At 39.0% G+C, this 23,932-nt stretch carries 22 protein-coding genes; 19 read left to right on the top strand and 3 right to left on the bottom strand.

Annotated elements, in window-relative coordinates; genetic code table 11:
* Positions 1–214 precede the first annotated feature (214 nt).
* The 11 genes from motA to wecB all read left to right on the top strand — a co-directional run bounded on the left by motA (position 215) and on the right by wecB (position 15,464).
* Positions 215–994: a flagellar motor stator protein MotA gene (motA, locus tag BET01_RS15560; protein WP_120197729.1), complete on the top strand. Its 780-nt coding sequence runs from the start codon at positions 215–217 to the stop codon at positions 992–994.
* A 17-nt stretch (positions 995–1,011) separates the two neighbouring features.
* A complete protein-coding gene (locus BET01_RS15555) occupies positions 1,012–1,785 on the top strand; it encodes an OmpA family protein (protein ID WP_120197728.1) in 774 nt (257 codons plus the stop codon).
* Positions 1,786–2,072: 287 nt separating this feature from the next.
* Positions 2,073–3,038 (top strand): glycosyltransferase family 2 protein, encoded by a 966-nt coding sequence (locus BET01_RS15550; RefSeq protein ID WP_207667638.1) that lies wholly within the window; start codon positions 2,073–2,075, stop codon positions 3,036–3,038.
* On the top strand, positions 3,025–4,563 hold the full coding sequence (wsfD, locus tag BET01_RS15545) for a glycan biosynthesis hexose transferase WsfD (RefSeq protein WP_120197726.1): 1,539 nt from the start codon (positions 3,025–3,027) through the stop codon (positions 4,561–4,563). Before BET01_RS15550 ends, wsfD begins: the two co-directional genes overlap by 14 nt.
* Before the next feature lie 54 nt (positions 4,564–4,617).
* Complete coding sequence (locus tag BET01_RS15540; RefSeq protein WP_120197725.1) at positions 4,618–5,481, top strand: GGDEF domain-containing protein; 864 nt, start codon at positions 4,618–4,620, stop codon at positions 5,479–5,481.
* A complete protein-coding gene (locus BET01_RS15535) occupies positions 5,459–7,048 on the top strand; it encodes a DUF2334 domain-containing protein (RefSeq protein ID WP_120197724.1) in 1,590 nt (529 codons plus the stop codon). The genes BET01_RS15540 and BET01_RS15535 overlap by 23 nt, the downstream gene beginning before the upstream one ends.
* A 47-nt stretch (positions 7,049–7,095) precedes the next feature.
* Complete coding sequence (locus BET01_RS15530) at positions 7,096–8,379, top strand: glycosyltransferase (protein ID WP_120197723.1); 1,284 nt, start codon at positions 7,096–7,098, stop codon at positions 8,377–8,379.
* A gap of 2 nt (positions 8,380–8,381) precedes the next feature.
* On the top strand, positions 8,382–10,664 hold the full coding sequence (locus BET01_RS15525) for a cellulose biosynthesis cyclic di-GMP-binding regulatory protein BcsB (protein ID WP_158585080.1): 2,283 nt from the start codon (positions 8,382–8,384) through the stop codon (positions 10,662–10,664).
* An 85-nt stretch (positions 10,665–10,749) separates the two neighbouring features.
* The gene (locus BET01_RS15520; protein WP_158585079.1) at positions 10,750–12,687 is read left to right on the top strand and encodes a glycosyltransferase family 39 protein; all 1,938 of its coding nucleotides are present in this window, start codon (positions 10,750–10,752) and stop codon (positions 12,685–12,687) included.
* On the top strand, positions 12,684–14,321 hold the full coding sequence (locus tag BET01_RS15515; RefSeq protein WP_120197720.1) for a TlpA disulfide reductase family protein: 1,638 nt from the start codon (positions 12,684–12,686) through the stop codon (positions 14,319–14,321). Before BET01_RS15520 ends, BET01_RS15515 begins: the two co-directional genes overlap by 4 nt.
* Before the next feature lie 45 nt (positions 14,322–14,366).
* Positions 14,367–15,464, top strand: a complete 1,098-nt coding sequence (wecB, locus tag BET01_RS15510) for a non-hydrolyzing UDP-N-acetylglucosamine 2-epimerase (protein WP_120197719.1) — start codon at positions 14,367–14,369, stop codon at positions 15,462–15,464.
* A gap of 41 nt (positions 15,465–15,505) precedes the next feature.
* Here the strand turns inward: wecB and BET01_RS15505 are convergent, their stop codons facing one another.
* Positions 15,506–16,450, bottom strand: coding sequence for an AraC family transcriptional regulator (locus BET01_RS15505; protein ID WP_120197718.1), 945 nt, complete (start codon positions 16,448–16,450; stop codon positions 15,506–15,508).
* A gap of 225 nt (positions 16,451–16,675) precedes the next feature.
* Here BET01_RS15505 and BET01_RS15500 point away from each other — a divergent pair, with 225 nt between their 5' ends.
* The 6 genes from BET01_RS15500 (at position 16,676) to BET01_RS15475 (ending at position 21,329) form a co-directional block, all read left to right on the top strand.
* Positions 16,676–17,167 carry a GNAT family N-acetyltransferase gene (locus BET01_RS15500; RefSeq protein WP_120197717.1) on the top strand — a complete coding sequence of 164 codons (492 nt, stop codon included), beginning with the start codon at positions 16,676–16,678 and terminating at the stop codon, positions 17,165–17,167.
* Positions 17,164–18,300 carry a carbohydrate kinase family protein gene (locus BET01_RS15495; RefSeq protein ID WP_120197716.1) on the top strand — a complete coding sequence of 379 codons (1,137 nt, stop codon included), beginning with the start codon at positions 17,164–17,166 and terminating at the stop codon, positions 18,298–18,300. The genes BET01_RS15500 and BET01_RS15495 overlap by 4 nt, the downstream gene beginning before the upstream one ends.
* A gap of 22 nt (positions 18,301–18,322) precedes the next feature.
* Positions 18,323–19,177: a class II fructose-bisphosphate aldolase gene (locus tag BET01_RS15490; RefSeq protein ID WP_120198068.1), complete on the top strand. Its 855-nt coding sequence runs from the start codon at positions 18,323–18,325 to the stop codon at positions 19,175–19,177.
* 212 nt (positions 19,178–19,389) lie between these two features.
* Complete coding sequence (gene ppnP / locus BET01_RS15485; protein ID WP_120197715.1) at positions 19,390–19,707, top strand: pyrimidine/purine nucleoside phosphorylase; 318 nt, start codon at positions 19,390–19,392, stop codon at positions 19,705–19,707.
* 30 nt (positions 19,708–19,737) lie between these two features.
* On the top strand, positions 19,738–20,349 hold the full coding sequence (locus tag BET01_RS15480; RefSeq protein WP_120197714.1) for a DNA-3-methyladenine glycosylase: 612 nt from the start codon (positions 19,738–19,740) through the stop codon (positions 20,347–20,349).
* A gap of 74 nt (positions 20,350–20,423) precedes the next feature.
* Positions 20,424–21,329 carry a DUF2935 domain-containing protein gene (locus BET01_RS15475; RefSeq protein ID WP_120197713.1) on the top strand — a complete coding sequence of 302 codons (906 nt, stop codon included), beginning with the start codon at positions 20,424–20,426 and terminating at the stop codon, positions 21,327–21,329.
* Between the two features lie 92 nt (positions 21,330–21,421).
* Here the strand turns inward: BET01_RS15475 and BET01_RS15470 are convergent, their stop codons facing one another.
* Positions 21,422–21,580: a hypothetical protein gene (locus BET01_RS15470; RefSeq protein WP_207667637.1), complete on the bottom strand. Its 159-nt coding sequence runs from the start codon at positions 21,578–21,580 to the stop codon at positions 21,422–21,424.
* A gap of 292 nt (positions 21,581–21,872) precedes the next feature.
* Here BET01_RS15470 and BET01_RS15465 point away from each other — a divergent pair, with 292 nt between their 5' ends.
* Positions 21,873–22,313 (top strand): GNAT family N-acetyltransferase, encoded by a 441-nt coding sequence (locus tag BET01_RS15465; RefSeq protein ID WP_243117244.1) that lies wholly within the window; start codon positions 21,873–21,875, stop codon positions 22,311–22,313.
* 56 nt (positions 22,314–22,369) lie between these two features.
* The gene (locus BET01_RS15460) at positions 22,370–22,903 is read left to right on the top strand and encodes a pyridoxamine 5'-phosphate oxidase family protein (RefSeq protein WP_120197711.1); all 534 of its coding nucleotides are present in this window, start codon (positions 22,370–22,372) and stop codon (positions 22,901–22,903) included.
* 102 nt (positions 22,904–23,005) lie between these two features.
* On the opposite strand, the gene BET01_RS15455 is transcribed toward BET01_RS15460, so the two are convergent.
* Positions 23,006–23,836 (bottom strand): MerR family transcriptional regulator, encoded by an 831-nt coding sequence (locus tag BET01_RS15455; protein ID WP_120197710.1) that lies wholly within the window; start codon positions 23,834–23,836, stop codon positions 23,006–23,008.
* Positions 23,837–23,932: the final 96 nt, after the last annotated feature.

Below are 23,932 nucleotides of genomic sequence, written 5' to 3'. Positions count from 1 at the left end.
ATTTAAAACTCTAAATGCCAGGTGTTTCTTCACCTGACAGGAAAAGTTCTGTAAAAATATAAAAATGTCGAAAAATGGTTAAAAATGGAGATTTAACGATTATTTAACACAATATATGTAACAAGTATATTATACTAGAACGGATCGTCGCATCGGTATTGCTGAGTTTAGCTATATGTATAACCACTAAACTGTATTTACTAAAGGAGAAACTATGGAACTAACTACCATCTTAGGCGTAATAGCCGGAGTTGTCGCCGTTGTTGGAGCGATGATTTTTAAGCACATTAATTTTGCTGTACTTTTAAATCCGGCAGCCTTTTTTGTAATTATTGTTGGCACCATCGCTACTATATTGAATTCATTTCCAGGTAAAAATTTAAAATCCCTCGGATCCCTGTTTAGGATTCTATTTACCCAGAAGAAAGAACAGTCAGAGGCTGAAGTGATTGATTTAATCTATAATTTGTCAAAACAGGCTCGTTCGGAAGGACTTTTATCCCTAGAAGCTAAAGTAGAACAGATTGAAGACCCCTTTTTAAAGAAAGGTGTCCGTTTGCTTGTTGATGGTACTGGAGCAGAATTGATTGAAGAGATATTAGAAACCGAGATTGCGACAATGGAAAAGCGACACGAAGTCAATGCAAGTATTTTCTCCTCAGCTGGTATGTATGCTCCTACCCTGGGAGTTTTGGGCGCGGTTTTCGGTCTGATTGCAGCCATGTCCCATATTAATGATATAGATCAGATGGCTGAAGCGATTTCTGCAGCATTCATTGCTACAATACTTGGTATCTTTACAGGTTATGTATTATGGAATCCATTTGCAAAAAAACTAAAGGTAAAAAGTCAGCAGGAAGTAATGTCAAAAGAAATGATGATAATAGGCATTTTGTCCATGCAAAATGGAGATTCGCCCTTTATATTAAAGGAAAAGTTAATTGCCACTCTACCCAAATCGAAGCAGAAAAAAATTATGGAGCAGCCTAAATAGGAATAGGGAGAATACGAATGTCAAAAAAGAGAAAACACGCTCATCAGGAAGAGGAAGGTGGGGAAGCATGGCTGCTGCCTTATTCGGATTTGATGACCCTTCTGCTGGCAGTTTTCATCGTACTTTTTGCTGTTAGTAAGATTGATGCCAAAAAAGCACAAGAAATGTCAGAACAGTTCGCTGGGAACATGATGGATAAAAGCTATAATGCCCAAGGAACCGGAACCGGAAGTGGCGACGGTGGAGGCGGAGGCCCCTTAAATGTTGATACCAAAAGTGAGTTAGAGAGCTTTTTTGGAGAATATGAACTTAAGAAACTGGAAGCTTTAAAAGCTGAACTAGATGATAAAATTCATACGGATGGTATGGATCAGTCTGCGTCAACGATGATAGATATGCGTGGTCTTGTGATTCGATTAAATAATGCAGTTTTGTTTGAATCAGGAAGCGCTGAGATAAAAAAACATGAGGAAACTTTAAATGAGGTCGCAAGTATCTTAAATACTGCGGATAACTACATACGTATTGAAGGTCATACGGATAATACTCCGATTAGGCGAAGTAATTATGCCTCTAACTGGGAATTGTCCACAGCTAGAGCGGTTAACGTGGTAAAGCTTTTCATCAATAAAAACAACTTTTCGCCAGAAAAATTAATTGCTGTAGGTTATGGTGAGTATAAACCGGTGGCTGATAATGAAACAGCAGAAGGTAGATCCAGTAATAGACGTATCGATATTATAGTCTTGAGTGCAAAGTATAATAATCTGGAAGAGCATCAAGTGAAGTAGAAGCTAACATTTATTTGTAAATTAAATTACCGTGGGTTGGAAAATACCTGCAGTGGAGTTCATAGAAAGCAGTGTCAGGATAATATTCCAGGCACTGCTTTTTTAATGGTTATTAATAAGAATGACCATTAAATTAACAAAATTTGGCAATCCTAATGAAACAATATTGTAGTTTTACACAGAAGATAGCGACAGGTAGTATTTTACAGAGATTATGAGGCAAAATATAACAAACAAAATTACTTTTAGAATGAAGTAGAAAATACACGATGAAAGAAGGGATGCGGATGAACAGACTTTGTATTGTGGTACCTTGCTATAACGAAGAAGAAGCGTTGGCGTATACAAATACAGAATTAATAAGTATCATACGCAGACTGATGGAAGCGGGTAAAGTTGATAAAGAAAGTTTTATCCTATATGTAGATGACGGAAGCCGTGATAATACTTGGAATATGATAGAGAACTTCCACAAAGAGTATGCCTGTGTCTTTGGGTTAAAACTAGCAAGGAATACGGGTCATCAAAATGCGCTAACAGCAGGTCTACTTGTGGCTAAGGATCATGGAGATATGGTTGTATCCATTGATGCGGATTTACAAGATGATGTTTCTGTCATAGAAGAAATGATTGATAAATATGAACAGGGTTATGATATTGTCTATGGGGTGAGGAAAAAAAGAGATACAGATACCTATTTTAAAAGGACAACGGCTCTTAGCTTTTACCGATTAATGCAATTAATGAAGATTGATATCGTCTATAATCATGCAGATTATAGGCTTATGTCAAAAAGAGCATTAGAGGTATTTTCAGGTTATACGGAGCGGAATTTGTTTTTAAGAGGTATTATCCCTTTAATTGGTTACCGATCCACCATTGTTAAGTATGACAGAAAATCTCGCATAGCGGGAGAATCCAAATATCCTTTAAGTAAGATGCTTTCCATGGCATTTGAAGGAATTACTTCTTTTAGCATTCAGCCTATTCTCATGATAACCAATCTTGGTCTGTTCATTGTGTTCTGCAGTATATTAGCTGCAATATATGGCCTTTGCTCGTATTTGTCAGGAAAGGTGGTAGCAGGCTGGACCTCTATCATTTTATCCATTTGGTTTATTGGTGGAGTCCAGCTTTTATCGGTTGGTTTAATTGGAACCTATATAGGGAAAATTTATATTGAAGTGAAACATCGCCCCAGATACAACATTGAAACAAACAACCTTATGGAGAGACCCCATGAAGAATCATGAAGAGTCAAATGTAGCCAGACGGCTGAATCGATTGCTTGCTTTTACAAATCAAGTTAAGGGGCATTTAAGAAATATAAACTTTAAAATGGAAGGAAAATATTCTCCCTCTCGATTGGCTTTCATTGTAACGATCATTACGGCACTAGTTGCTTCAATCATTCTTTTTTTGCCAAATTATCTGGGAGTTGCAGGTGATGGTTCCACCGATGATGTTATGAGATCTGCTGGTATTTACTATATGGATAAAGATCCTGACAGGATATATAATAATTATTTTGTGAAAACGTATTCAACCATTGCATCAGGTGAGGATATGCCGGGTAAGACTATAAACAGTCAGGTGGTTCTCATTCGGCTTGCGAAGGTCCTGGATTATGTGGTTACAAGAGATCATTACTTTGACATCCGTTTTTTAGGTCTCATTTACCTTGTTTTGTATCTCCCGGCGGTATATCTGATTGTCAGGCAGGTTTGCCAGCGGGTCAAACAATTTACGGAAGGCTTTTTTATTGCAGCAGCAGGTCTGGTTATTTTTTCCGATATCGGGTATATCACTTACTTTAACTCCTTTTATCCAGAAGCAGTATGGCTTATTTCTATGCTTTACTGTGTCGGTGCTGCCATGTCTTTTCAAAAGGAACGATCTAGTTCCCTGGATTACCTGGGACTGTTGTTGTTTTTCGTATCAGCAATCACACTCGTTGGCAGCAGGCGTCAGTGTGCGGTACTTGGCTTCCTGTTTGCAATCTATGTAATTCGGCTCATTTTTATAAGAAGAAACTTTCTTTGGGGAGTTAGTTGTATCGGAGCGGCTTTTGCGTTGAGTCTGTTTGCAATTTTATGTATATTCCTTTATCCATCTGATTTTAGTGAGACTAGTAAATTTCATTCTATGACGAGAGGGGTGTTATTCGTTTCCTCTGATCCGGCAAAAACTCTTGGGGAATTTGGAATTGATTCCTCCTACGAACTGCTTACAGATGCCTCAGCTTATGATTATCTTCCCCTTGTAAAGTCAGGAGATACTTCTTTATATCATGGGTTTATGGATAAATTCACTACTTCAGATATTGCAATCTATTACTTGCGCCATCCTGGGAGCTTACTTGGAATGATTGATGTATCAATCGGAGCTGGAATGGATATTCGAAGGGGCAGTTGCGGAAATTATGAAATGTCTGCTGGAATGCCGGTAAAAGCAAAAAGCCTTTTTTGGTCAGGCTTTAGTACTTTTAAATTGATGTCTGCGCCCAAGACCATTGGATATTTGTTTTTGCTTACAGGTTTTGTTTTCTTCTTATTTTATAAAGGTTATTCCATAAGGCCTAAGAAGGAGCGAAGAAACACGATATTTTTAGATATGAATTTAACTGTTTTAGGTGTTCTATTATCCCAATCTGTGGCAGTGATTATAGGCAGTGGCGATGCTGAAATGGTCCAGCGCATGTTTTTGGTGGGGCTATCACTGGATATCATGACGTATAGTGTTTTTGCAGAGTTGCAGCACAAGCTGAAAATTGTTTAGAGAGTTTTGAATCTGATTCCCTTTGGTGTGGAAGAATAGGAGGAAAGAGGTTACATGACAAATCATAAATCTTATGGCTATCTGTTCCAGGATATTGGTCTGGTTTTATTGCTTGCCAGTTTATTTACAGGAGCAATGACAGTAAGCTACACACCCAAAGCATTGCTTTTTGAAGCGGTGATCATGCTGCTTGCAACCTTTGTGGCCCTTTTATTTGCGGGCTTTAAGCTGTTTTATCTATCCATTATACTTGCCGGTCTTGAGGTTACCATCTATACCGCTTACCGCCTGTATCTGTTTCTTTCCTATGATACAGAAATACCCGCTCAAAGCTTTGTATGGATCTTCCTTCCCATTGTCTCTGTAGCAGTCATGTATTTGTTTGTATCTGGCAATCGAAGGCTGGAACTGGAAAATGATATCCTTAGGGAGCAGGTAGAAGAGCTGGTTATGGTAAACCCATTGACCAAACTTTATAATCTGAGAAGCCTCTATTATGATCTGTATATTCAAGTTTCCTATGCCGAAAGAAATAAGCTGCCATTGTCCCTCATGGTAATCGTGCTAAAGTATGAGGCAGAGCTTGCAAGTATCTTATCCAGGCAGAATTATGAGAAGATGATACAGAGACTGGCTCAGATTGTATCCGATACGGTCCGGGTGGAGGATAAGACGTATTCCACCGATAACAAAGGAAGTCTGGCGATTATAATGACCTGTGATAAGGAGGGGAGTAATATTGCTATTAATAGATTACGAAGCCGAATTTCGGAACCGGATGCATTTTTAGGCATCGCAGAAAATGCGATTAAAATAGAGGTAAAGATCGCTAGTATGGAGTATAACAAGGAGGAGTTTGGTGACAACATGATGTCGTTTAAGCAAAGGGTAGAAAATGAACTTCAATATGATGTGTAGAAGGCGAATTGTCTGCATTGCCATGTTTTTAATATCAATGTTTGTCTGCCCGCTCGTTTCGTGGGCTTCTGAAAGCAAGCAGATAGAAAAAGGGGATATCCTAATTATCTATAGCGACGGTTCTGATGAAAGTACTCTTAAGCTGGTAAACGATATGGTGGAGGTTTTGACCTATCAAAGTTTTAAAGTAAGCTATGGAACTGCTTCTGAGTGCATGGAATATATGAACGAGTTCTCTTACATTATTTGTTATGATTTAACGATGTACCCTAAAGAATTCACAAGCATACTTAAAAAGATTGAGGAAAATGCTGGTCATCTATTCTTTGTTGGCAATCAATTACTAAAGGATTATCTGGACCATACACAAAGAAGTGAGGCTTATGAGCAGATTAATCGTACCACTGGTAAAATTCGCTATACCTTTGATGGTTCGACTGACTGGACTGGTATCGTAAAAGAAGATTATTACTTGTTTTTAAAGGCAATCAGTTACCAAAATGGAAGTCTTAGCGTGAGTGAGAAAAATAATTATCTGTGTGCAAAAGAAGGACCATTGACTCATCTACCAGTAACAGATTTAAGCAATCCTTTGGTTAAAGCCATCTTCATAAAAGAGGTGGCCCAGTGGAAATGGCCTTTTAATGGAAGCCCTAATATATTTCCCCAATATATCGTCATAGATAAAGTCTATCCCTATGAAGATCCACAAAAGTTAATGGAAGTAGTAACGATACTTGTGAAGGGGAAGACTCCTTTTGTTATATCGGTAATGCCCATGTATGTGAATGGGAATTATCCGGCGATGACCCGTTTTTGTGAAATACTTCGTTACGCCCAGGCAAACGGAGGATCCATTATTATAAACGCTCCCATTGACCAAATGAATCCATTCGACAAGGATGTGATGCTGGATTACTTGGCACAAGCTCTAGAGATATACAACAAACAGGGAGTCTATCCCCTGGCCTTAGAAGTTCCTGGAAATTGGTTGTTTTCTGAGGACACGATTGAAGTGATGAGGCATTTTAAGACCATATTTACTTCAGGAGAAGATGGTTATTTAAAACAGTCGGGTAGGAACACGAATGAGGTTTATAAAGACGGTCACCAGTGGATTGGAAGCTCCACAGCACTTGATGATTTCGGGACAAGTTATGTTTCTGCTTATTCCACCGCAGTTCCCATATCCTTAAACGCAGATAAAGCAGAAATTATGAAACGAGTAAATGCCTGTCGTAGCTCATTTATCCCCCTTAAAAGTCTTTGGGATATGGACCACAGCTACTGGATGGAAAAAGATCTGATGACGTATCAAAATCAGAGCCTGGTTTTAAATGGGAAGAAAAAGGATTTAAACTTTATCCCCAGCGTTTATACGGAGAAATTTAATTATCAGAGAAATGTGCTTCAGCGGTTTTCCAAAGATTTAACAACACAAAATCGAATGCTAATTTACATGGTTGGAATCACTTCATTAGTTTTCTTATTCTTTATATTCGTAGCCAGATATAACAACCGTAGGAACTATTTCTTCGGACATAAAGAAGATGATCATATCAAATAGGAGAGAAGATTTGTTTTCTTTTAAGCGTATCACTTATGGGAGGATATATGTCAATTGTCGATGTACTTGCTTTGTATTCAATCTTTGCCATATGGGGATTAATGTTTATTAATATCGTATTTTCTGTGGGTGGATTTATCTATATCATGAGAATGTACCGTACAGATGGTCATAAGTCCATTCCGGAATATCCTATGGTTACGGTTATGGTTCCTGCACATAATGAAAGTATCGTGATTCAAAAGACTATGGAGGCCTTATTAAAACTAGATTATCCCAAGGACAAATATGAAATTATAGTAGTCAATGACAATTCCACCGATAATTCCATGGAAGTGTTGAAGCAGATTCAGCACAACAATCCAGATTTTAAAATCATTGTCATAAATACGGACAATATCGTTGGGGGCAAGGGGAAGTCAAATGCTCTAAATATCGCACTTTCCGTTGCATCTGGTACCGTAATAGCCATCTATGATGCAGATAATACACCAGAACGTCAGGCTCTTAAAATCTTGGTGGAGAATTTGATGTCAGATGATAAATTAGGTGCTGTAATTGGAAAGTTCAGGACGAGGAACAAGTACGCGTCCCTTCTGACTCGATTCGTTAACATTGAAACCCTGGCATATCAGTGTATGAATCAGGCGGGAAGATTTTTCTTTTTCAAACTGTGCACAATACCTGGTACAAACTACGTAATCCGCCGGGAGTTAATTGACCAGATGGGGGGATGGGATGTAAATGCCCTTGCTGAAGATACTGAGATCAGTTTTCGTTTATACCGCATGGGTTATTATATTAAGTTCATCCCCCAGGCGGTCACTTGGGAACAGGAACCTCAGATGTTAAAGCAGTGGTTCAAACAAAGAACTCGTTGGGTAAAAGGAAATCTATATGTCCTCAGAAGCAATTTTAAATATGCCTTTGATCCAAAAGCAGGAAGAATGAGACTGGACGTGATTTATTATGCTTTGGTTTATCTGTTGATGTTCTCTTCTCTAGTCTTTTCCGATTTGATATTTATGATGGGGGTTTTGGGATTTTGGTATGTAACCTTGGGCGGATTCTCTTCCTTGTTGTGGGAAATGGCAATTTTGCTTTTCGTGTTAAATGTAGCAATCACCTTATCTGTAGAAAAAAATGAGTTTAATTTCAGCAATCTTGTACTGACGTTTTTTATGTTGTTCACCTACGCAAAGCTTTGGGTCCTGGTGGTTCTTTATGCACTGATTCAGGGCGTACAAGATGTTGTGTATAAAAAAGAAGTCATATGGGATAAAACAGAACGCTTTGAAGAAGCGGGTGTGAGGAAAAAGAAAGGAGGATGAGTATGAAAATACGGAAAATGATTGGATTATATCTGGCAATGGTTCTTTTCTTCGTAGCAGGGATGCCAGAGAAGTCATTTGCAGATATAAGGCCAACTACGCAGACGGAAGCAGCAAGCAGAATGCCCACAGACGGTGAGACTCCTGGGATTGAGGGTAATCCATCTGTGATCCGTGGTAATGGCGCAATGGCAGGCGAGGGGATAAGCCAGGAGCCTGTTATCGACCCAGCAAATGCCTCAAAACCGGATGTGTCGGAGCCTATCTATGATCCGACAAGCTATACAAAAGATGATTTCTTTGCTCAGAAAACACTAAAGGGTATTTATTCTTCTACAGAACTGTATTTTTACGTTCCTAATTATTGGGACGTGAAGTATGTATATGCACAAGTTCAGTATGATGTCAGCCAGCTTGTGGAAGGTAAGTCATCCTCTGTAACGTTTTCCATTAACAATGTTCCCATTCAGTCTTACAAACTGGAGTATAAAAACGGTAGTCCTCAGATTGTCTATGTAAAGATACCCATGAGCGAAGTCCGTATGGGGTTTAATTCCGTATCCATTTCTGCTTACGCAAGGCTTTTTGATGAAGAGGGATGCGTGGATGATGATTCTGATGCAAACTGGCTTAGAATCGATGGAACTTCTCATATCAGGAGTGGTTATGAGGCAAAAGATCCGGAGCATACCATTTCATATTTTCCTTATCCATTTATGTCGACGTATAATCCCACTGGAGAGGGACTGAGCATAGCAGTATCCGATCAGGCCGCCAATGGGGAAGTAGGAGCAGCCATGAATCTAATGGCTGATTTAAGCTCTGAAACGAAACAAGAAAATAACATACAGGTATGTCTTCTTTCCGATTTGGCAAACAAAAATCCGACCCGGACGATACTGGTGTCAATTTATGATAATCTCCCCCAGGAATATAAAGATCTTGTATTAAAGGCGCCTGATACCACTGAAAACGCTACGGTAACGTTCACCAATGATTTAAAAGGGAATCCGCTTTTAATCATAACCTCAATGTCTGAAGATAGCCTGATGGAAGCTGCCTATATGCTTATGGATGAGAATCGGGTAAAACAGGAGAGCGGTAATATAGCTTCCGTGGAAAAAGGAAGCGCTCAGTTGGCGGTCAATGCTGGAAAGCAAAGTGATATGATGGCAGGCAATTATACGCTTGGAGATATCATGGGAAGGGGACTAACCTATGTAGGTCCCTTTCACCAGGAGAACTATATTTATCTTCCTGTGTCACAAGATTTTGTGCTTTCTGATGGTGGAAAGTTGGCACTTAAGTTTCGATACAGTGAGAACCTGGATTTTACCAGATCCTTAATGACCGTATACTGGGGAGATGTTCCCGTTGCTAGTAGAAGACTTAGCAAAGAAAATGCCTCTGGAGATGAATTTAATTTTGAAATCCCAGGTGATATGGTAGGAACGGCTGCAAATAGCATAAAGATATCCTTTGATCTAGAAATTACGGATCTCATCTGCACGCCAAGACAGGGTGATATGCCTTGGGCTTATGTATCCAAAGAATCTACTATATTTTTACCTCCTTCCTCAGATACTTCCTTATTCTTTGATTTGATAGGTTCCCCATTTCGCAATCAGGGAAAGTTTAACAATGTCATGATGGTGGTTTCCGATCAACCCTCAGGAGATGAACTTAATCTGTTTGGACAGGTGGTCGCCATGTATGGCAATGGAATCAAGCCCTATGGCAGTTTTTTAGTAAGAAAAGCCAGTGAATTTAAAAAAGATGATGGGGATTACAATCTCATAACCGCAGGTACATTTGGTGGAAATGCGCTTCTTCCCCAGATCAATGATAAGCTGAGTTTTAAATATTCCCCAGATGGAGCGGGATTTGAAAGCAATGAGCAGCTTATTTTGTCTAAGGAATATGCAGGTCAAATCGGAGTCTTGCAACTATTGAAATCACCGTTTTCTCTAAACCGGGGGATGTTGGCGGTCACTGGGAGCAGTGCCCAAACGTTACTTCATATCCAGGAGTTTTTAAGACACAGCAAACAGAGAAATGAACTTACAAAGGATTGTGTGATCGTTGCTCCAGATTTTCATACCACTGCCTTTCAGTTCCTTCAAGGAACAGCCGTAAAGGCAGAACCGGCACCCTTGGAAAAACTGGTTCAAAATAAAAGATCTGTGATATTTACCATTATTGCAACCTCAGCCATGTCCATGATGTTAATTGGAGTAATTATCATATTGATTCGGATACGCATGTACCGAAAACGGAACGAGTAAAAGAAGTTATGAAGTAACTGGAAGTGTAAACGAAGGTCAATAATAGTGGACAATTAATACTGCCTGAAAAAGAATGAGGGAAAGTATGAAACTGGAAAAAAACTGGTTCTATCAATTATGTATCCTATTATCAGTCGTAGGAATGGCTTATATTCTGATTTGCGGTGTTTCAGATATAAGCAAAAATCAGCTATATCCCTATGCTAGAAAAGGGATACTCATACTTGTTTTTTTCCTTACTTGGGTAGGGGTTCATTTTGTTGCTTTGCTTTTTGCCAGACTAAATGTTGGAGCCAGGCTTTTAAAAAGAAAAAACCTTTCCATTGGAATGGAGAGTGTTTATGTAATATTGGTTCTGCTTGCGGCTTTTGGACTTCGATACGCTGTAATTGTCAATCTTCCTATGGAACCGGCGTCGGACTATAAAACCTATTATGAAGTTGCTGATATGATGAAACATGGAACGCTTTTAGAAAAGGGCGAGGGTTATTGTAATTATATTGCTATGTTTCCTCATATCATTGGCTATTGTTATATTTTAAAGAACGTATTTCAGGTGTTTGGAACCAGTGTTTACAATGGTCAGCTAGCAAATCTTGTGTTTTCCCTAGGAACGGTTTTTATAATCTACCGGATTGGCAGGAAATTGGGCGGTCAGCTAGTAGGTGCTATTGCACTTTTCGCGGCGGCCTTTTGGCCGTCTCAAATTCTCTATATTAATATGCTTGCATCCGAGTACTCCTTTACCTTCTTCCTTTATCTATCTCTTCTTTTATTTCTGCATCTGGTAATGGATTATGATGCAGCTACAAAAAGGGGAGTCAGAGGCATTCTTCTTCATATTGTCTTAGGTTGTCTTATTGCTGTTACCTCTGCCATTCGGCCCATGGCGTTGATCCTTTTGATTGCTATCTTAATTTGTATCGTTCCACAGAAGATGAAGCTGCCTAACATTCCAAGAAACAGCATACCCATCTGGGCACAATTCATGGGAAGAGGTTGGGTGAGGGGATTGGTGATATTGGCGTCCTATCTGATTCTTTCCAATGTCCTCACTACGAATACAGAATTAGCCATCAATCGGTCCGTGCCTTCCTTTGGTGAATCCTTTGGCTATAATTTACTGGTAGGCCTAAATGTGGAATCAGAAGGCGGCTGGAATGAGGAGGATTCTAAGTTTTTGTATGCGAATCTAGACAGCACTGGTTCCCCCATACAGGCTCAGATCGCCTGTCGCGATCAGGCAATCAAACGATTAAATTCCAATTCCAAGGCAATCTTTGATTTATTGATAAACAAGTATGAATTGCTTTGGGGAAACGATGATTACGGGGCTACCTGGAATCTGGCCTTTTTAAAAGAACAGAACAATTTGACACTAGAGCGGGCTGGCTTTATTACTTCTGCCATGGAGACCAATCATATTGTGTATATGGTATTTACCTTGTTTTCCTTCATGACACTCATCTATCTGTTGCAGCGAAGTGGCTCTTATCTCTATGTGCCCATTCTTATTTATCTAGGAACTGTGGGCATGCATCTGCTGGTAGAAAGTCAAAACAGGTACCATTTTCATGTTCTTCCGGTTATGATGATTGTCGCTTCGGTAGGTGTGGGTTATATTTTTGAAAATGCAAAAGGATATGTAAGATCTTCTGACCTTTTAAGGCAGGAAAAAGAGACCCTACGACTGAAAGAACAACATGTATTAAAGCAGTTTGAAGAGGAAGAGCATCAGGCGATTAAAACCCGTTATAAAAGTATGACAAACTCGTTTGATATGAAAGCTGCCATTGATAATGGCAATGTGGTTGTAACAGTCTCTGAAAAATATATAGAACCTCCGAAGACCCAAGAGAATCAGGAAATCATAATATCTCAAGATCCAATTAAGAAAGATAATGACCAGCTGAAAAAAATTCTAGAGCGTGAAAAACAGATTCCTGTCAATGTGGGAAAGATGAAAGCAGTTAACAGATTGAAAAGCAAAATAAAGCATGTTGAGTGGAGAAAAACAAAATGAAACCAGTTCTTCCATTGAGAAAAATAGAAAAGTTCTTAATTATCATTCTTTGTTTGCTTGCTTTGGCTGTTATTGCAGGAGGCATTCTTTTACTATTTTTTCCTTCTGAAAAAGAGAATGGGTTGAATCAAAGCAGTGCAGAGGCAACACAATGGAGACCGGAGGAAGTAAAACCAGAGGAAAATTATCTAGATGATAAAACAAGCCTCCTTCCTGATTTTTGCAATCTAAATGAAAAAATACCTGATATCTCCTTTGAGGATGAGAGTGGAACGGTTGTGTCTGTGAAGGAATGGGAGGGGAAAGTGACCATTCTTACCTTTTGGGCTAGCTGGTGCCCGGATTGTCAAAAGGAAATGTCCTCTCTGAATCAATTTCTTGATATAGCCAAAGCATATGGAGACATCAATTATGTTCTTATCAATAAGCTGGATCATAAGAAAGAAACCAAAGAAAAAGCCAGTAAGTATTTATCCCAGCAGGGAATTGGGATAAGGACATATTATGATAATAATTTAGAGGCTTATGATACATTGGGCCTTCACAACATACCAACCACGTTATTTCTGGATAAACAAGGTATACTAAGAGCTTGGAGTGCCAAACAGATAACAGACACCTCTGTATTTGAAGGATTATTAAAAGATACCATAGAAGGAAGTGGAAAGGTAACCTGCGATTTTATCACCGCCAATATGATGGATGAGAAAGGCGGAGTCCACAACATCTATAACACCTCTAGAGAAATAACAGAGGAAAGCGATGTTTTAAGTGAGACTCAGGGAGGAATGCTGGAATACGCTGTATTAAGAAACGATAGGGATCTATTTGATAAAGCGTTCTCTTACATTACCTCCAAGATGAACGTAAACGGATTGACCGCCTGGAAAGTCGCCGATGGAAAAGCTGCCAATGTAAATTCTCTTTTGGATGATCTTCGTATCCTTAATGCTTTGAATTCTGCAAATCGTCTGTGGGGAGGATATGAGAAACCTATCCGTAATTACACCAGTAGTTTCCCGAGATTTGGAGTGAAAGAAGGGCGTTATGTGGATTTTTACGATAGAAAGTACAAACAATATGCAAATCGCTTTACTCTTTGTTATGGAGACTTAAAAACAATGTCTGAGTTAGCATTGCAAAATGAGACTTTAAAAGAGCCATATGAGAATGCAAAAAAGCTGATACTAGAGGGCAAAATAAGTGATCGCTTTCCTTTGTACTATAGCTGGTATAACTATAAGACCAACCGCTATGAACCGGATGATTTGAATATGGCAGAGGCACTAGTTACCTTACTCCACATGGCAGAAGCAGATTTGTTGCCGAAAGAAAGCATAACATGGCTGAAGGAAGAGATGAACAAGGAAGGGATTAAAGCCCGTTATACAGTGGAAGGAAAGGTAGTAGACGGATATCATTATGACTCCACAGCAATTTATGCGCTGACCGCTATGATTGCGGAAAGAATAGGGGATAAGGATCTGCAGGGAAAAGCACTTAGAAAAATGGAAACGATGAGAATTGTTAATACATCTTATGTCTATCATGGAGCTTTTGGCATGGAGGATGGAACTGGTATAACAGCATTTGATCAGATTATGGCAATGCTGGCTTACGAATACACCAATTAACACTTTTTAATGAAAGATAGGAACAAATGAAAGAGGTGATCTAATATGAAGAACATTATGATTGTATTTGGGACAAGACCGGAGGCAATTAAAATGTGCCCTCTTATTAAAGAGTTAAAAGGTAGGAAAAATGTCCGGATCAGTGTATGTGTTACGGGCCAGCACAGGAAAATGCTGGATCAGGTGCTTAAGGCTTTTGAAGTAATCCCGGATTATGATCTTTCTATTATGCAAGAAAAACAGACGCTCTTTGAAATTACAACCAATATCTTAAATAAAATGAAAGCTATCCTGGAACAGGAGCATCCGGATCTGGTTTTGGTTCACGGAGATACCACCACTACGTTCACTGCGGCTTTGGCCTGTTTTTATCTGCAGATTCCAATCGGCCATGTGGAAGCAGGGCTTAGAACGTATGATATTAACGCGCCCTATCCAGAAGAATACAATCGGCAGGCAGTCAGCATCGTTGCATCCTATCATTTCGCACCGACGGAGCGAGCAAAACAAAATCTGATCAGAGAAGGAAAAGCTGCTGAGAAGATATATGTCACTGGTAATACCGGGATAGATGCGCTAAAAACTACAATAAGAGAAGATTATAATCATGAGGAACTATCGTGGGCATCTGGTAGCAAAATGATCTTATTGACAGCCCACAGGCGAGAAAATATTGGAGAGCCGATGCAGCAGATATTTCGTGCAATCAAAAGAATCATAGAAGAAAATCCAGAGGTAAAAGTTATCTATCCCATCCATTTAAATCCTCTTGTCAGGCAAATCGCTCGTTCTGTTTTTGGTGATGAAGAGCGTATTCATCTGATTGAACCTTTGGAGGTGCTGGACTTTCATAATATTCTTGCAAGGGCTTATCTGGTGTTAACCGATAGCGGTGGGATACAGGAGGAAGCTCCCAGTCTAGGAAAACCAGTCCTTGTTCTAAGAGATACAACGGAACGGCCAGAGGGAATTGCAGCAGGCACACTCTGCTTGGTTGGGACGAAAGAAGAGAATATCTATCGTTCCATTCGTAAATTGCTAAATGACGAAGATACCTATGAAGAGATGTGCAAGGCCAGCAATCCTTATGGAGACGGTTTTGCCAGTAAGCGGATTGCTGATATACTACTGGGAGATGAATAGTAATGTGCCGCTCTCCTGCCAGATGCCTTTTCTCGGTACTTTTAAAGCGGAACGGATTCCCGGCTCGTAAGTTTACTATATAGAAAGGAAGATTGTTCAAACGAATAACGATTTTCAATATTTCCAATGGGAAGAGTCATGCCAGTCAGGTATGGCTTTTCTTTCATGTTTAAGTATTCCTTTGCAGAACAGCCAAAATTCTTTTGAAACATCTGATTTAAGTATTTGCTGCTGGAAAAACCGGATTCAATGCAAATATCTAATATGCTCAGGGTTGAATGTTTCATTATTTGCAGTGCATGTTCAAAACGTATCTGATTGAGATATTCCTGAAAGGAGATGCCGAGCATTTTTTTAATGAAATGGGAAACGTGATACGTGGATATTTTTTCAAGTCCTGCAATATCTTGAAGTGAAAGGCATTCATTAAAATGCTCTGATATGTATTCTGTGATTCGGTTTAAACGAAGAGAGTTGTTTTGAGCGGTGACCGTGGTTTTTTCACACCACATGGTATAAGTGCCATTGTTTAAGAGCCGATACAGTGCTTCAAATAAAATACTGGAACATTTTAAATCCTTATGCTTCGTGGTGGAAAAATAACAATCCGCGCAGCATAGGAGTGTCTCGTAAAGATTGTCGTAGAAGACACCACTGCGAAAAATATTGTCTTTAAAATACAAAAATCCAAGTTGGTAGTTAACCCTCCGATAAAAATCTGTATGTATTTGAAATGCCAGAATTCGATTCCGGCTGTTCTTACTTAAAAAAGAGTGAACCTGATATCGGTTGATAATAAAAATATCTCCGGCATGAAGTTCATAGGGTTCCTTCTCAATATAGATCGTCAGGCTTCCCTCCAAAAGGATGCCAATTTCAAAATCATCGTGTCCGTGTGGGGCACGAGCCGTCATCTCAACAAGAAAGATTTCCAGATAATTCATGGTGGTATGCATAATGATTTCAAATTCTTTTTTCTCGTGCATAAGAGAAGTCCTTTCCAAGGAAAATAGCAGGATAAAGAGGCCTAAAAGTGTATCCGCTTATTGCCTTATTTTACCATAATTTCGCAACAATAGACATAGGAAGAAGCAAGATTGTTATTTTTACATAGGTTCTCTCTGATATAACTAAAGAAAAGGATCGTTTCTAAAAATCAAAATTAATTGCAAAAGTATCAAAAAATCAAACTAGGATTGCGAGGGCAGTTTATGATAGAGACAAATCGTTTGGAACTTATTCCTTTGACTCCAAATGCATTGAAACTTTGTGTGGAGAATATAGCCGGACTTGAAAAGGAGATGAACTGTTCTTATCAGGGAGAGCCGCTAGAAGGGTATCTCTTAGCAATAATCAAAAGCCAACTTGATCTGGTGCAAAGAGATCCTGATAACTATATTTGGCATAGCATTTGGCTTTTGATTCGTAATACAGATAGAGTTGTGATTGGCTCTGCTGCTTTCAAAAACACTCCTGATGTGGATATGGAAGTTGAAATTGGTTACGGTTTGGGTAAGGCATTTGAGCATAATGGTTATATGACAGAGGCAGTAAAGGCAATGTGTGATTGGGCGTTAATGCAGGGAACCATCGCTCATGTCATTGCGGAAACTTATCTCAATGGATTTGCTTCCCAGAGAATCTTAAAACGATGTGGTTTTAAGGAGGTCAGGCGGGAAAAAACCATTTGGTGGAGACTATGAAGAATAAAACTCCCATACAGAAAGTAATCGTAGCTGGACATATTTGCTTGGATATTACCCCCACATTTCCAGATAACAAGTGGAACAATCTTTCAGAAATACTTTCACCAGGAAAATTGATTCAAATGGGAGAAGCCAATGTACATACCGGTGGCGCAGTAGCAAACACAGGACTCGCTATGAAGATCCTTGGCGCAGATGTGACCTTAATTGGTAAGGTCGGAAGAGATGCCTTTGGTGATATGATTTTACATATAGTAAGGCGTTATGGTTTAGAGCAGGGAATGCTGATTTCGGAAACAGAATCCACGTCTTATTCTGTAATTCTTGCGATCCCAGGAATCGACCGGATATTTCTGCACAATTCTGGAGCAAACCATAGGTTCCTGGCTAAAGATATTCCCCAATCACAATTAGAACAAGCAGCACTCTTTCATTTTGGATATCCTCCACTGATGAAGTCCATGTATGAAAACAATGGAGATGAGCTTGTTGCTTTAATGAAGCGGGTAAAAGCTGCAGGAACAGCAACCTCCCTTGATATGGCAGCAATTGATGCCAATTCAAAAGCAGGACAAACCGACTGGGAAACCGTGTTAAAGAGAGTCTTACCCTATGTTGATTTCTTTGAACCAAGTGCAGAAGAGCTATGCTTTATGCTTGATCGGGAACGTTTTGCCAAGTGGCAGGAGCGGGCAGAAGGAAGAGATATCACAGAAATATTAGAGGTAGAAAGGGATGTGAAACCGCTGTCGGATCGCTGCATGGAGTATGGGGCAAAAGTATTGCTGATTAAGTGTGGCGCTTTAGGATTGTATTATCGCACGGCACAAGAAAGTGTTTTGAGAAATGTGGGGAATAAAATTCAACTAGACCTTTTGGGCTGGGCGGACCGGGAAGGGTTTGAAAGAAGCTATCAGCCCAAACGAATTGTTTCTGGAACGGGGGCAGGTGACACCTGCATCGCGGCTTTCTTAACGGCAATGCTAAAGGCGTATTCCATAGAAGAGTCCATACATTTGTCTGCGGCAGCGGGGGCTTCCTGTGTAGCGGAATACGATGCATTAAGCGGTCTTATGCCTTTGGAAGAATTAGAAAAGAAGATAAAAGATGGCTGGGAAAAGTGTAAATAGTTTAGAAAGAGGTGTGATTATAATGTTGGTTAATTTAAAGGATGTATTGGTTCCGGCAAAAAAGAATCACTATGCGGTAGGGCTTTTCAATGCGGTCAATCTGGAATTAGCAAGAGGAATTCTTGATGCCGCAGAAAGGAGTGGATCTCCTGTTATTATGGGAACCGCTGAAGTATTATTTCCTTATGGTCCCTTAGAGGAGGTTTCTTATTTTCTACTTCCAATGGCAAAAAAAGCAAAGGTTCCGGTCGTGATCCATCTGGATCATGGGCTGAATAAGGAAACGTGTTTAAAGGCTCTGGAGTTGGGATTTACCTCTATTATGTATGACTGTTCCACTGATTCTTATGAAGACAATGTGAGGAAAGTGAAAGAGATGGCTGATATCGCCCATGAGTATGGCGCCACAATAGAAGGAGAGCTAGGGCATGTAGGAGATAATGAGGGAACGGATCCTTCACTTTTTTATACGGAACCTGAGATGGCAAAAGATTATGTAGAGAGAACCGGAGTGGATGCGTTGGCGGTTGCCGTTGGGAATGCCCACGGAGCTTATAAGTTTCCACCTAGACTGGATTTTGAGCGGATACGGGCAATTGCGAAAGAGGTAACGGTGCCCCTTGTATTACACGGTGGTTCAGGTTTAACGGACCATGATTTTCGTCAGGCAATTATAGATGGAATTAGTAAAGTCAATATTTTTACAGATATTAATTCTGCAGCAGCAGAGGCTGTAATGAGACAATTCACAGACTCAGGCAAAGGAATTACTGATTTAATACCAGCGGCAGTGGAAGCGGTAAGAGTGGAGACAATGAAAAAACTCCTGCTATTTGGCAGCAATGAAAAAGCAGGTGTGTGTCCATTTATAGACTAGATATATGCTCTTATTTCGTTAAATATAAAATTGCGCAAAACTTAAATATAGTGTAGAATCATGAATAAGCAATAATACAGGAATATAAAGTCAAAGGTTTTATTTGCCACATCATCCTCAATTATAAAATAGTAATTGACAGCCGGCCGACTCATCGTTAGAATTATGTAACATTATAAGATTAGAATTGTTTGATAATTGGAGGATACATTATGGATATGTTTGAGCATGTAACAGTAATAAAAAAGGCAAATGTGTATTACGATGGAAAAGTAACAAGTCGTACCGTTTTTCTGGAAGATGGAACAAGAAAAACATTAGGAATCATTCTGCCAGGTGAATATGAATTTGGTACAGACGAAAAGGAGGAAATGGAAGTGTTATCAGGAAAACTAACTGTAATGCTACCAGGTGCCGAGAGCTGGACTAGTTATGAGGCTGGACAGTCATTCGAAGTACCATCAAACAGTAAGTTTAAAGTGACTGCTGATGAAGTAGCTGATTATTGCTGCTCCTATATTCTTGAATAATTATGTAATGATTTCATAAAGGCAGGTAGAATGAAAAAACTTGATAGAGATTTTTATAATAGAGATTCCATCATAGTTGCCAAAGAGCTTTTAGGTAAGGTACTTGTACATGAAATAGAGGGACAGAGAATTTCTGCCAGGATTATTGAAACAGAAGCATATATGGGAGTGGTGGATAAAGCAGCCCATTCCTACAATGGCAGAAGAACTAAAAGAGTAGAGGTTATGTATGGAGAACCAGGAATTTCTTATATCTTTATGATTTACGGGCTGCATTGTTGCTTTAATGTGGTCGTTAATGAAAAGGAAATACCTCAGGCCATTTTAGTTAGAGCGGTTGAGCCATTGGAAGGAAAAGAATGGATGGCGCAAAAGAGGTTTGGTAAAGCATATGATCAATTGACGATGAGCCAACGAAGAGGCCTTACTAACGGTCCAGGAAAGCTTTGTGGCGCGCTCTCCATAGATAGAAACTTCAATGGTATGGATTTGTGTGGCAGTGTAGTATATATTGAAGATGGAGAATCTGAAGATTTTAATATCGTCACGACAAAACGCATTGGTATTGATTACGCGGAGGAGGCTAAGGACTTTCCTTGGAGATTTTATATAGAAGGAAATGAATATGTCTCCGTGAAATAATATGTGGGACTACTAGTGTAACGAAATTACGAGATTCGTCATATTATATTAAAAACTGCTTCTGGAAGTTAATCATGTTAAATCAACAGCAATATGTTATCTTATCTTTGGAATTACACTTGTTTTTTGGCCGAATCATGAAAGAACACTCCCTTTTCTTGGAAGCTGGTTTCACACCGGCAAATGCTAATTTTACAAAAGTTGCGGATCAATTTAAAACACAATTTGAAACGGTTTTATACAATGCAGTTGTCTTAGGAAACGGAATCATATCTCCAAACGTAGTATCCTCTGGTGAGCTTGTAACCGAGTATACGCTGGGGACGGAACAAAAAACACAGAACTTTACTGGAATTGTAATTAATCAGGATATCACAAGAATGGAAGCAGACCTTTTTGGGATGGAAGATCCCCAGATTACATCGGAAATGGTACAGCAGGTAAGACAACTTAACGCTCAGACCATGCCATTATTGGACGGCCTTATTGAGTTTAAAACAAGAGTATTAAATGATGTATTATCCTGCAATATGTTTACGGTTAATTATCCTTTGCTCATAGATCACATATTGCGCGAAGCTAATATGTATCGAAGTCAGCTTGCTACATTAGATAGTGGGGAAAGCCCCGATACCAATGTAAAAGAAACGGAGCTTTTCTGGGATCAGATCATGATGGAACATGCTTTGTTCATACGAGGGTTGCTAGATCCCACAGAAGGGGATTTGATTAATACATCAAACAATTTTGCACAGGAATATGCCACTTTGCTGGAACAGGCGAGGTCGGCAACCGATATGACCATTGAGCAGATCACGGGTGAGACGTTGCAAGAAACCTTAAGGTATCAAGATTTTAAGGAAGCTGGGACCAGTGGAATCTCAGAATGTAAAATACGCAGTATTATCTTACCTTTGCTGGGTGACCATGTCTTAAGAGAAGCCAATCATTTTATCCGAATCCTGAAGCAGTTCAGTTAAATTATTATATTTTTAAATCGAATCGTATCTAGAAGAAAAGTCCAGTCATATGGTTTATGACTGGGCTTTTTAATATCAATATCCGGTTATAGTTACTTTAAAATATAGTTTAGATAGTCTTTTGCACTTTGATTAATATCTTCATCACTAGCTTGAAATGAGGCTCCAAGAACTGAGAAATAAGGCAAAGCAACTGACCCCATATGGTTAGCACTTGCTTTAAATGGGGCAAAAATTACGAGAGTTTTCATAAGTTCCACCTTTCTAGTATCATTTTGATTCTTTTGTGTCTTTATTATTTAATACATTGTGCTCGAAGTAAATACATACAATGAAGTAAGGAGAGTATTTACAAGTGCGTACTAGACGATTTATCACATCTATGGGATAATGTAGTTAAAAACTATTTGGTAATCTTTGTGAAAGAGGCGTATTATGAAAGAGATGGAGTTATAGGACGTCATATATAGGATCAAATGCCCCCTAAGGCTGAGTGTTTCATAACTGTTACACCTTTACATAAAAGAAATTATGAGGTATCAATTGTTAGTTGAAAATCCAATCAGAAAGAAATTGTTAGTAGACAAATTAACCGCTGTATGGGAGTCTTCAGTAATAGCTACTCATGGATTCTTAAATGAGAATGACATTATAGCCCTGCGCCCCTTTGTAGAAGCTGCAATAAGAGAAATAGATCATCTGATTGTGGCATACGAAAATCAAGGACCAGTGGGATTTATGGGGATTTCAAAAGATAAGCTTGAAATGTTATTTCTTGATCCAGTCTGCATTGGCAAAGGAATAGGCAAGCGGTTGATTACAAAAGCGATTTGGGAATATGGAGTTTCATACGTCGATGTAAATGAGCAAAATCCAAATGCAGAAAAATTCTATAAGCATTTTGGCTTTACAATTTTTGAACGTAAAGAGGCTGATGAGATGGGAAATCCTTTTCCCGTTTTGAAAATGAAGCTTAGAGAATAAGGTTTTATTATTTCTTTATCATAGAAAAAAAGAATGAATCAATGAGGGGGGTATTTATGGATTATAAAAAAGCAGCGTCTTATTGGAGTGAAAAGGAGAAAGAGTCCCTCCGACTTGAAGAGGATACCTTATGGAAGCAGATGGTGACGTTTATCAAAGCCCACAATACATGCGCATTAGCGACTGGTTGTGATGATTTTGTGCGCTGCACTCCCATAGAATACGAATTCAAGGATGGAAAATTCAAGTTGTTTACAGAAGGCGGTTTGAAATTTCAGGGGTTGGAAGGTAACAACAATGTTAGTCTGGCAATTTTTAACAGCTATACTGGATTTGGTAATCTGCGAGGGATGCAGGTTACTGGTACCGCCCGTCTTATTGAGCCTTGGTCAAAGGAATATATGGATTTATTGGCGATAAAAAAGATTTCTATGGAGAATTTAAAAAAATTACCCACTGTTTTATTTTTGATTGAGATCACGCCTGTCCGCATTGACTATTTGAGCTCGGAATTTAAGACCATGGGATTTGATCCCAGGCAGTATCTGTGCTTCGACGAGGAGGCTGTCAAAGCAGAGGGGGATATCTGACTGTTTTGCTAGAATTCTTTGGTGCGGCCTGCCTATGATATCAGGATTAAAAAGCTTCTTTCAGAAATGGAAGAAGCTTTTTTTGCGCCATACGTGGCTTGATTACTCATTCTCATGTAACAAATGCAGTAACTGCAAGTCCATATAATAATTGTATTTGGAAGCAACGGAAACGTTCACCATTTTAGATACTAAATATGCATGATCGTCGATATGAATGTTTCGTTCCTTTGTGAACTGGACCAGCTCACTGAGAGCTGTGAAAAGATTTTCTTCGGAGTATAAAAATCGTTTCGTGATATACCGGCCTTCGGGAAGAATCTTACATTTTAGCCCAGATATTTTATGATCAGAAAATATGCCAAAGCCTCTTACTTGAAGATGATTGTCGGCTTGTTTTTCCGAAATGGAGTAATAAGTGCACATGACATTGGTTTCGTTATTGTTCTTATTAAAGCCATCCATAGCATTGCGGCTGACGTATTTATCCAGGTCGTAAATGGAAACATTCAATTCGTTATAATAGAGCGTTCTTGCAAGGAGATACTGCTCAAATATCTCGATTTTCTCAGGATTTCTCATTCGATATTTCAAATCAGTGATCAGACCATTCGTGACTTTTCTTGAATATTCCAGATCATTGATCTTTTGATTTAAATGGTCTTGATGTGACTCTAAAATCGTTAACAATTTATCAATTCCGTTGCTTTCATTGATCAAAATTTTAATATCTTCCAGTGGAACATTGAGAGTTTTGTTTAAATAACGAATTACATCGATTATAAAAAATTGATCATAGCTATAGTAGCGATACTTTGTGAAAGCATCTGTTTGAGAGGGTTTCAGCAGATTAATCTGGTCATAGTTGCGCAAAGCTTTTATAGGAATATTTAAAATACGTGCTACTTCCCCAATCGAATATAGTTTTGTCATTTTTTTCACACTTTCTAGTTGACTCTTCCCCTAGGGTAGACGATATAGTCTATTATAGATTAATAATAAAAAGAGTCAATAAGAGTTATTTTGTGT

The organism is Lacrimispora algidixylanolytica, assembly GCF_003609635.1.
Taxonomy (GTDB): Bacteria; Bacillota; Clostridia; order Lachnospirales; family Lachnospiraceae; genus Lacrimispora; species Lacrimispora algidixylanolytica.
Note: the sequence above shows the minus strand (reverse complement) of the source record. Positions and strands in the feature narration are given on the sequence as shown.

Coding starts and splice junctions, on each gene's coding strand:
- BET01_RS15555 (WP_120197728.1), top strand. CDS start 1,012: ATGTCAAAAAAGAGAAAACACGCTCATCAGGAAGAGGAAGGTGGGGAA.
- BET01_RS15490 (WP_120198068.1), top strand. CDS start 18,323: ATGTTGGTTAATTTAAAGGATGTATTGGTTCCGGCAAAAAAGAATCAC.
- BET01_RS15530 (WP_120197723.1), top strand. CDS start 7,096: ATGTCAATTGTCGATGTACTTGCTTTGTATTCAATCTTTGCCATATGG.
- motA (WP_120197729.1), top strand. CDS start 215: ATGGAACTAACTACCATCTTAGGCGTAATAGCCGGAGTTGTCGCCGTT.
- BET01_RS15515 (WP_120197720.1), top strand. CDS start 12,684: ATGAAACCAGTTCTTCCATTGAGAAAAATAGAAAAGTTCTTAATTATC.
- ppnP (WP_120197715.1), top strand. CDS start 19,390: ATGGATATGTTTGAGCATGTAACAGTAATAAAAAAGGCAAATGTGTAT.
- BET01_RS15525 (WP_158585080.1), top strand. CDS start 8,382: ATGAAAATACGGAAAATGATTGGATTATATCTGGCAATGGTTCTTTTC.
- BET01_RS15540 (WP_120197725.1), top strand. CDS start 4,618: ATGACAAATCATAAATCTTATGGCTATCTGTTCCAGGATATTGGTCTG.
- wsfD (WP_120197726.1), top strand. CDS start 3,025: ATGAAGAATCATGAAGAGTCAAATGTAGCCAGACGGCTGAATCGATTG.
- BET01_RS15535 (WP_120197724.1), top strand. CDS start 5,459: ATGAACTTCAATATGATGTGTAGAAGGCGAATTGTCTGCATTGCCATG.
- BET01_RS15460 (WP_120197711.1), top strand. CDS start 22,370: ATGGATTATAAAAAAGCAGCGTCTTATTGGAGTGAAAAGGAGAAAGAG.
- BET01_RS15495 (WP_120197716.1), top strand. CDS start 17,164: ATGAAGAATAAAACTCCCATACAGAAAGTAATCGTAGCTGGACATATT.
- BET01_RS15520 (WP_158585079.1), top strand. CDS start 10,750: ATGAAACTGGAAAAAAACTGGTTCTATCAATTATGTATCCTATTATCA.
- BET01_RS15455 (WP_120197710.1), bottom strand. CDS start 23,836: ATGACAAAACTATATTCGATTGGGGAAGTAGCACGTATTTTAAATATT.
- BET01_RS15505 (WP_120197718.1), bottom strand. CDS start 16,450: ATGCACGAGAAAAAAGAATTTGAAATCATTATGCATACCACCATGAAT.
- BET01_RS15500 (WP_120197717.1), top strand. CDS start 16,676: ATGATAGAGACAAATCGTTTGGAACTTATTCCTTTGACTCCAAATGCA.
- BET01_RS15550 (WP_207667638.1), top strand. CDS start 2,073: ATGAACAGACTTTGTATTGTGGTACCTTGCTATAACGAAGAAGAAGCG.
- BET01_RS15475 (WP_120197713.1), top strand. CDS start 20,424: ATGTTAAATCAACAGCAATATGTTATCTTATCTTTGGAATTACACTTG.
- wecB (WP_120197719.1), top strand. CDS start 14,367: ATGAAGAACATTATGATTGTATTTGGGACAAGACCGGAGGCAATTAAA.
- BET01_RS15480 (WP_120197714.1), top strand. CDS start 19,738: ATGAAAAAACTTGATAGAGATTTTTATAATAGAGATTCCATCATAGTT.
- BET01_RS15470 (WP_207667637.1), bottom strand. CDS start 21,580: ATGAAAACTCTCGTAATTTTTGCCCCATTTAAAGCAAGTGCTAACCAT.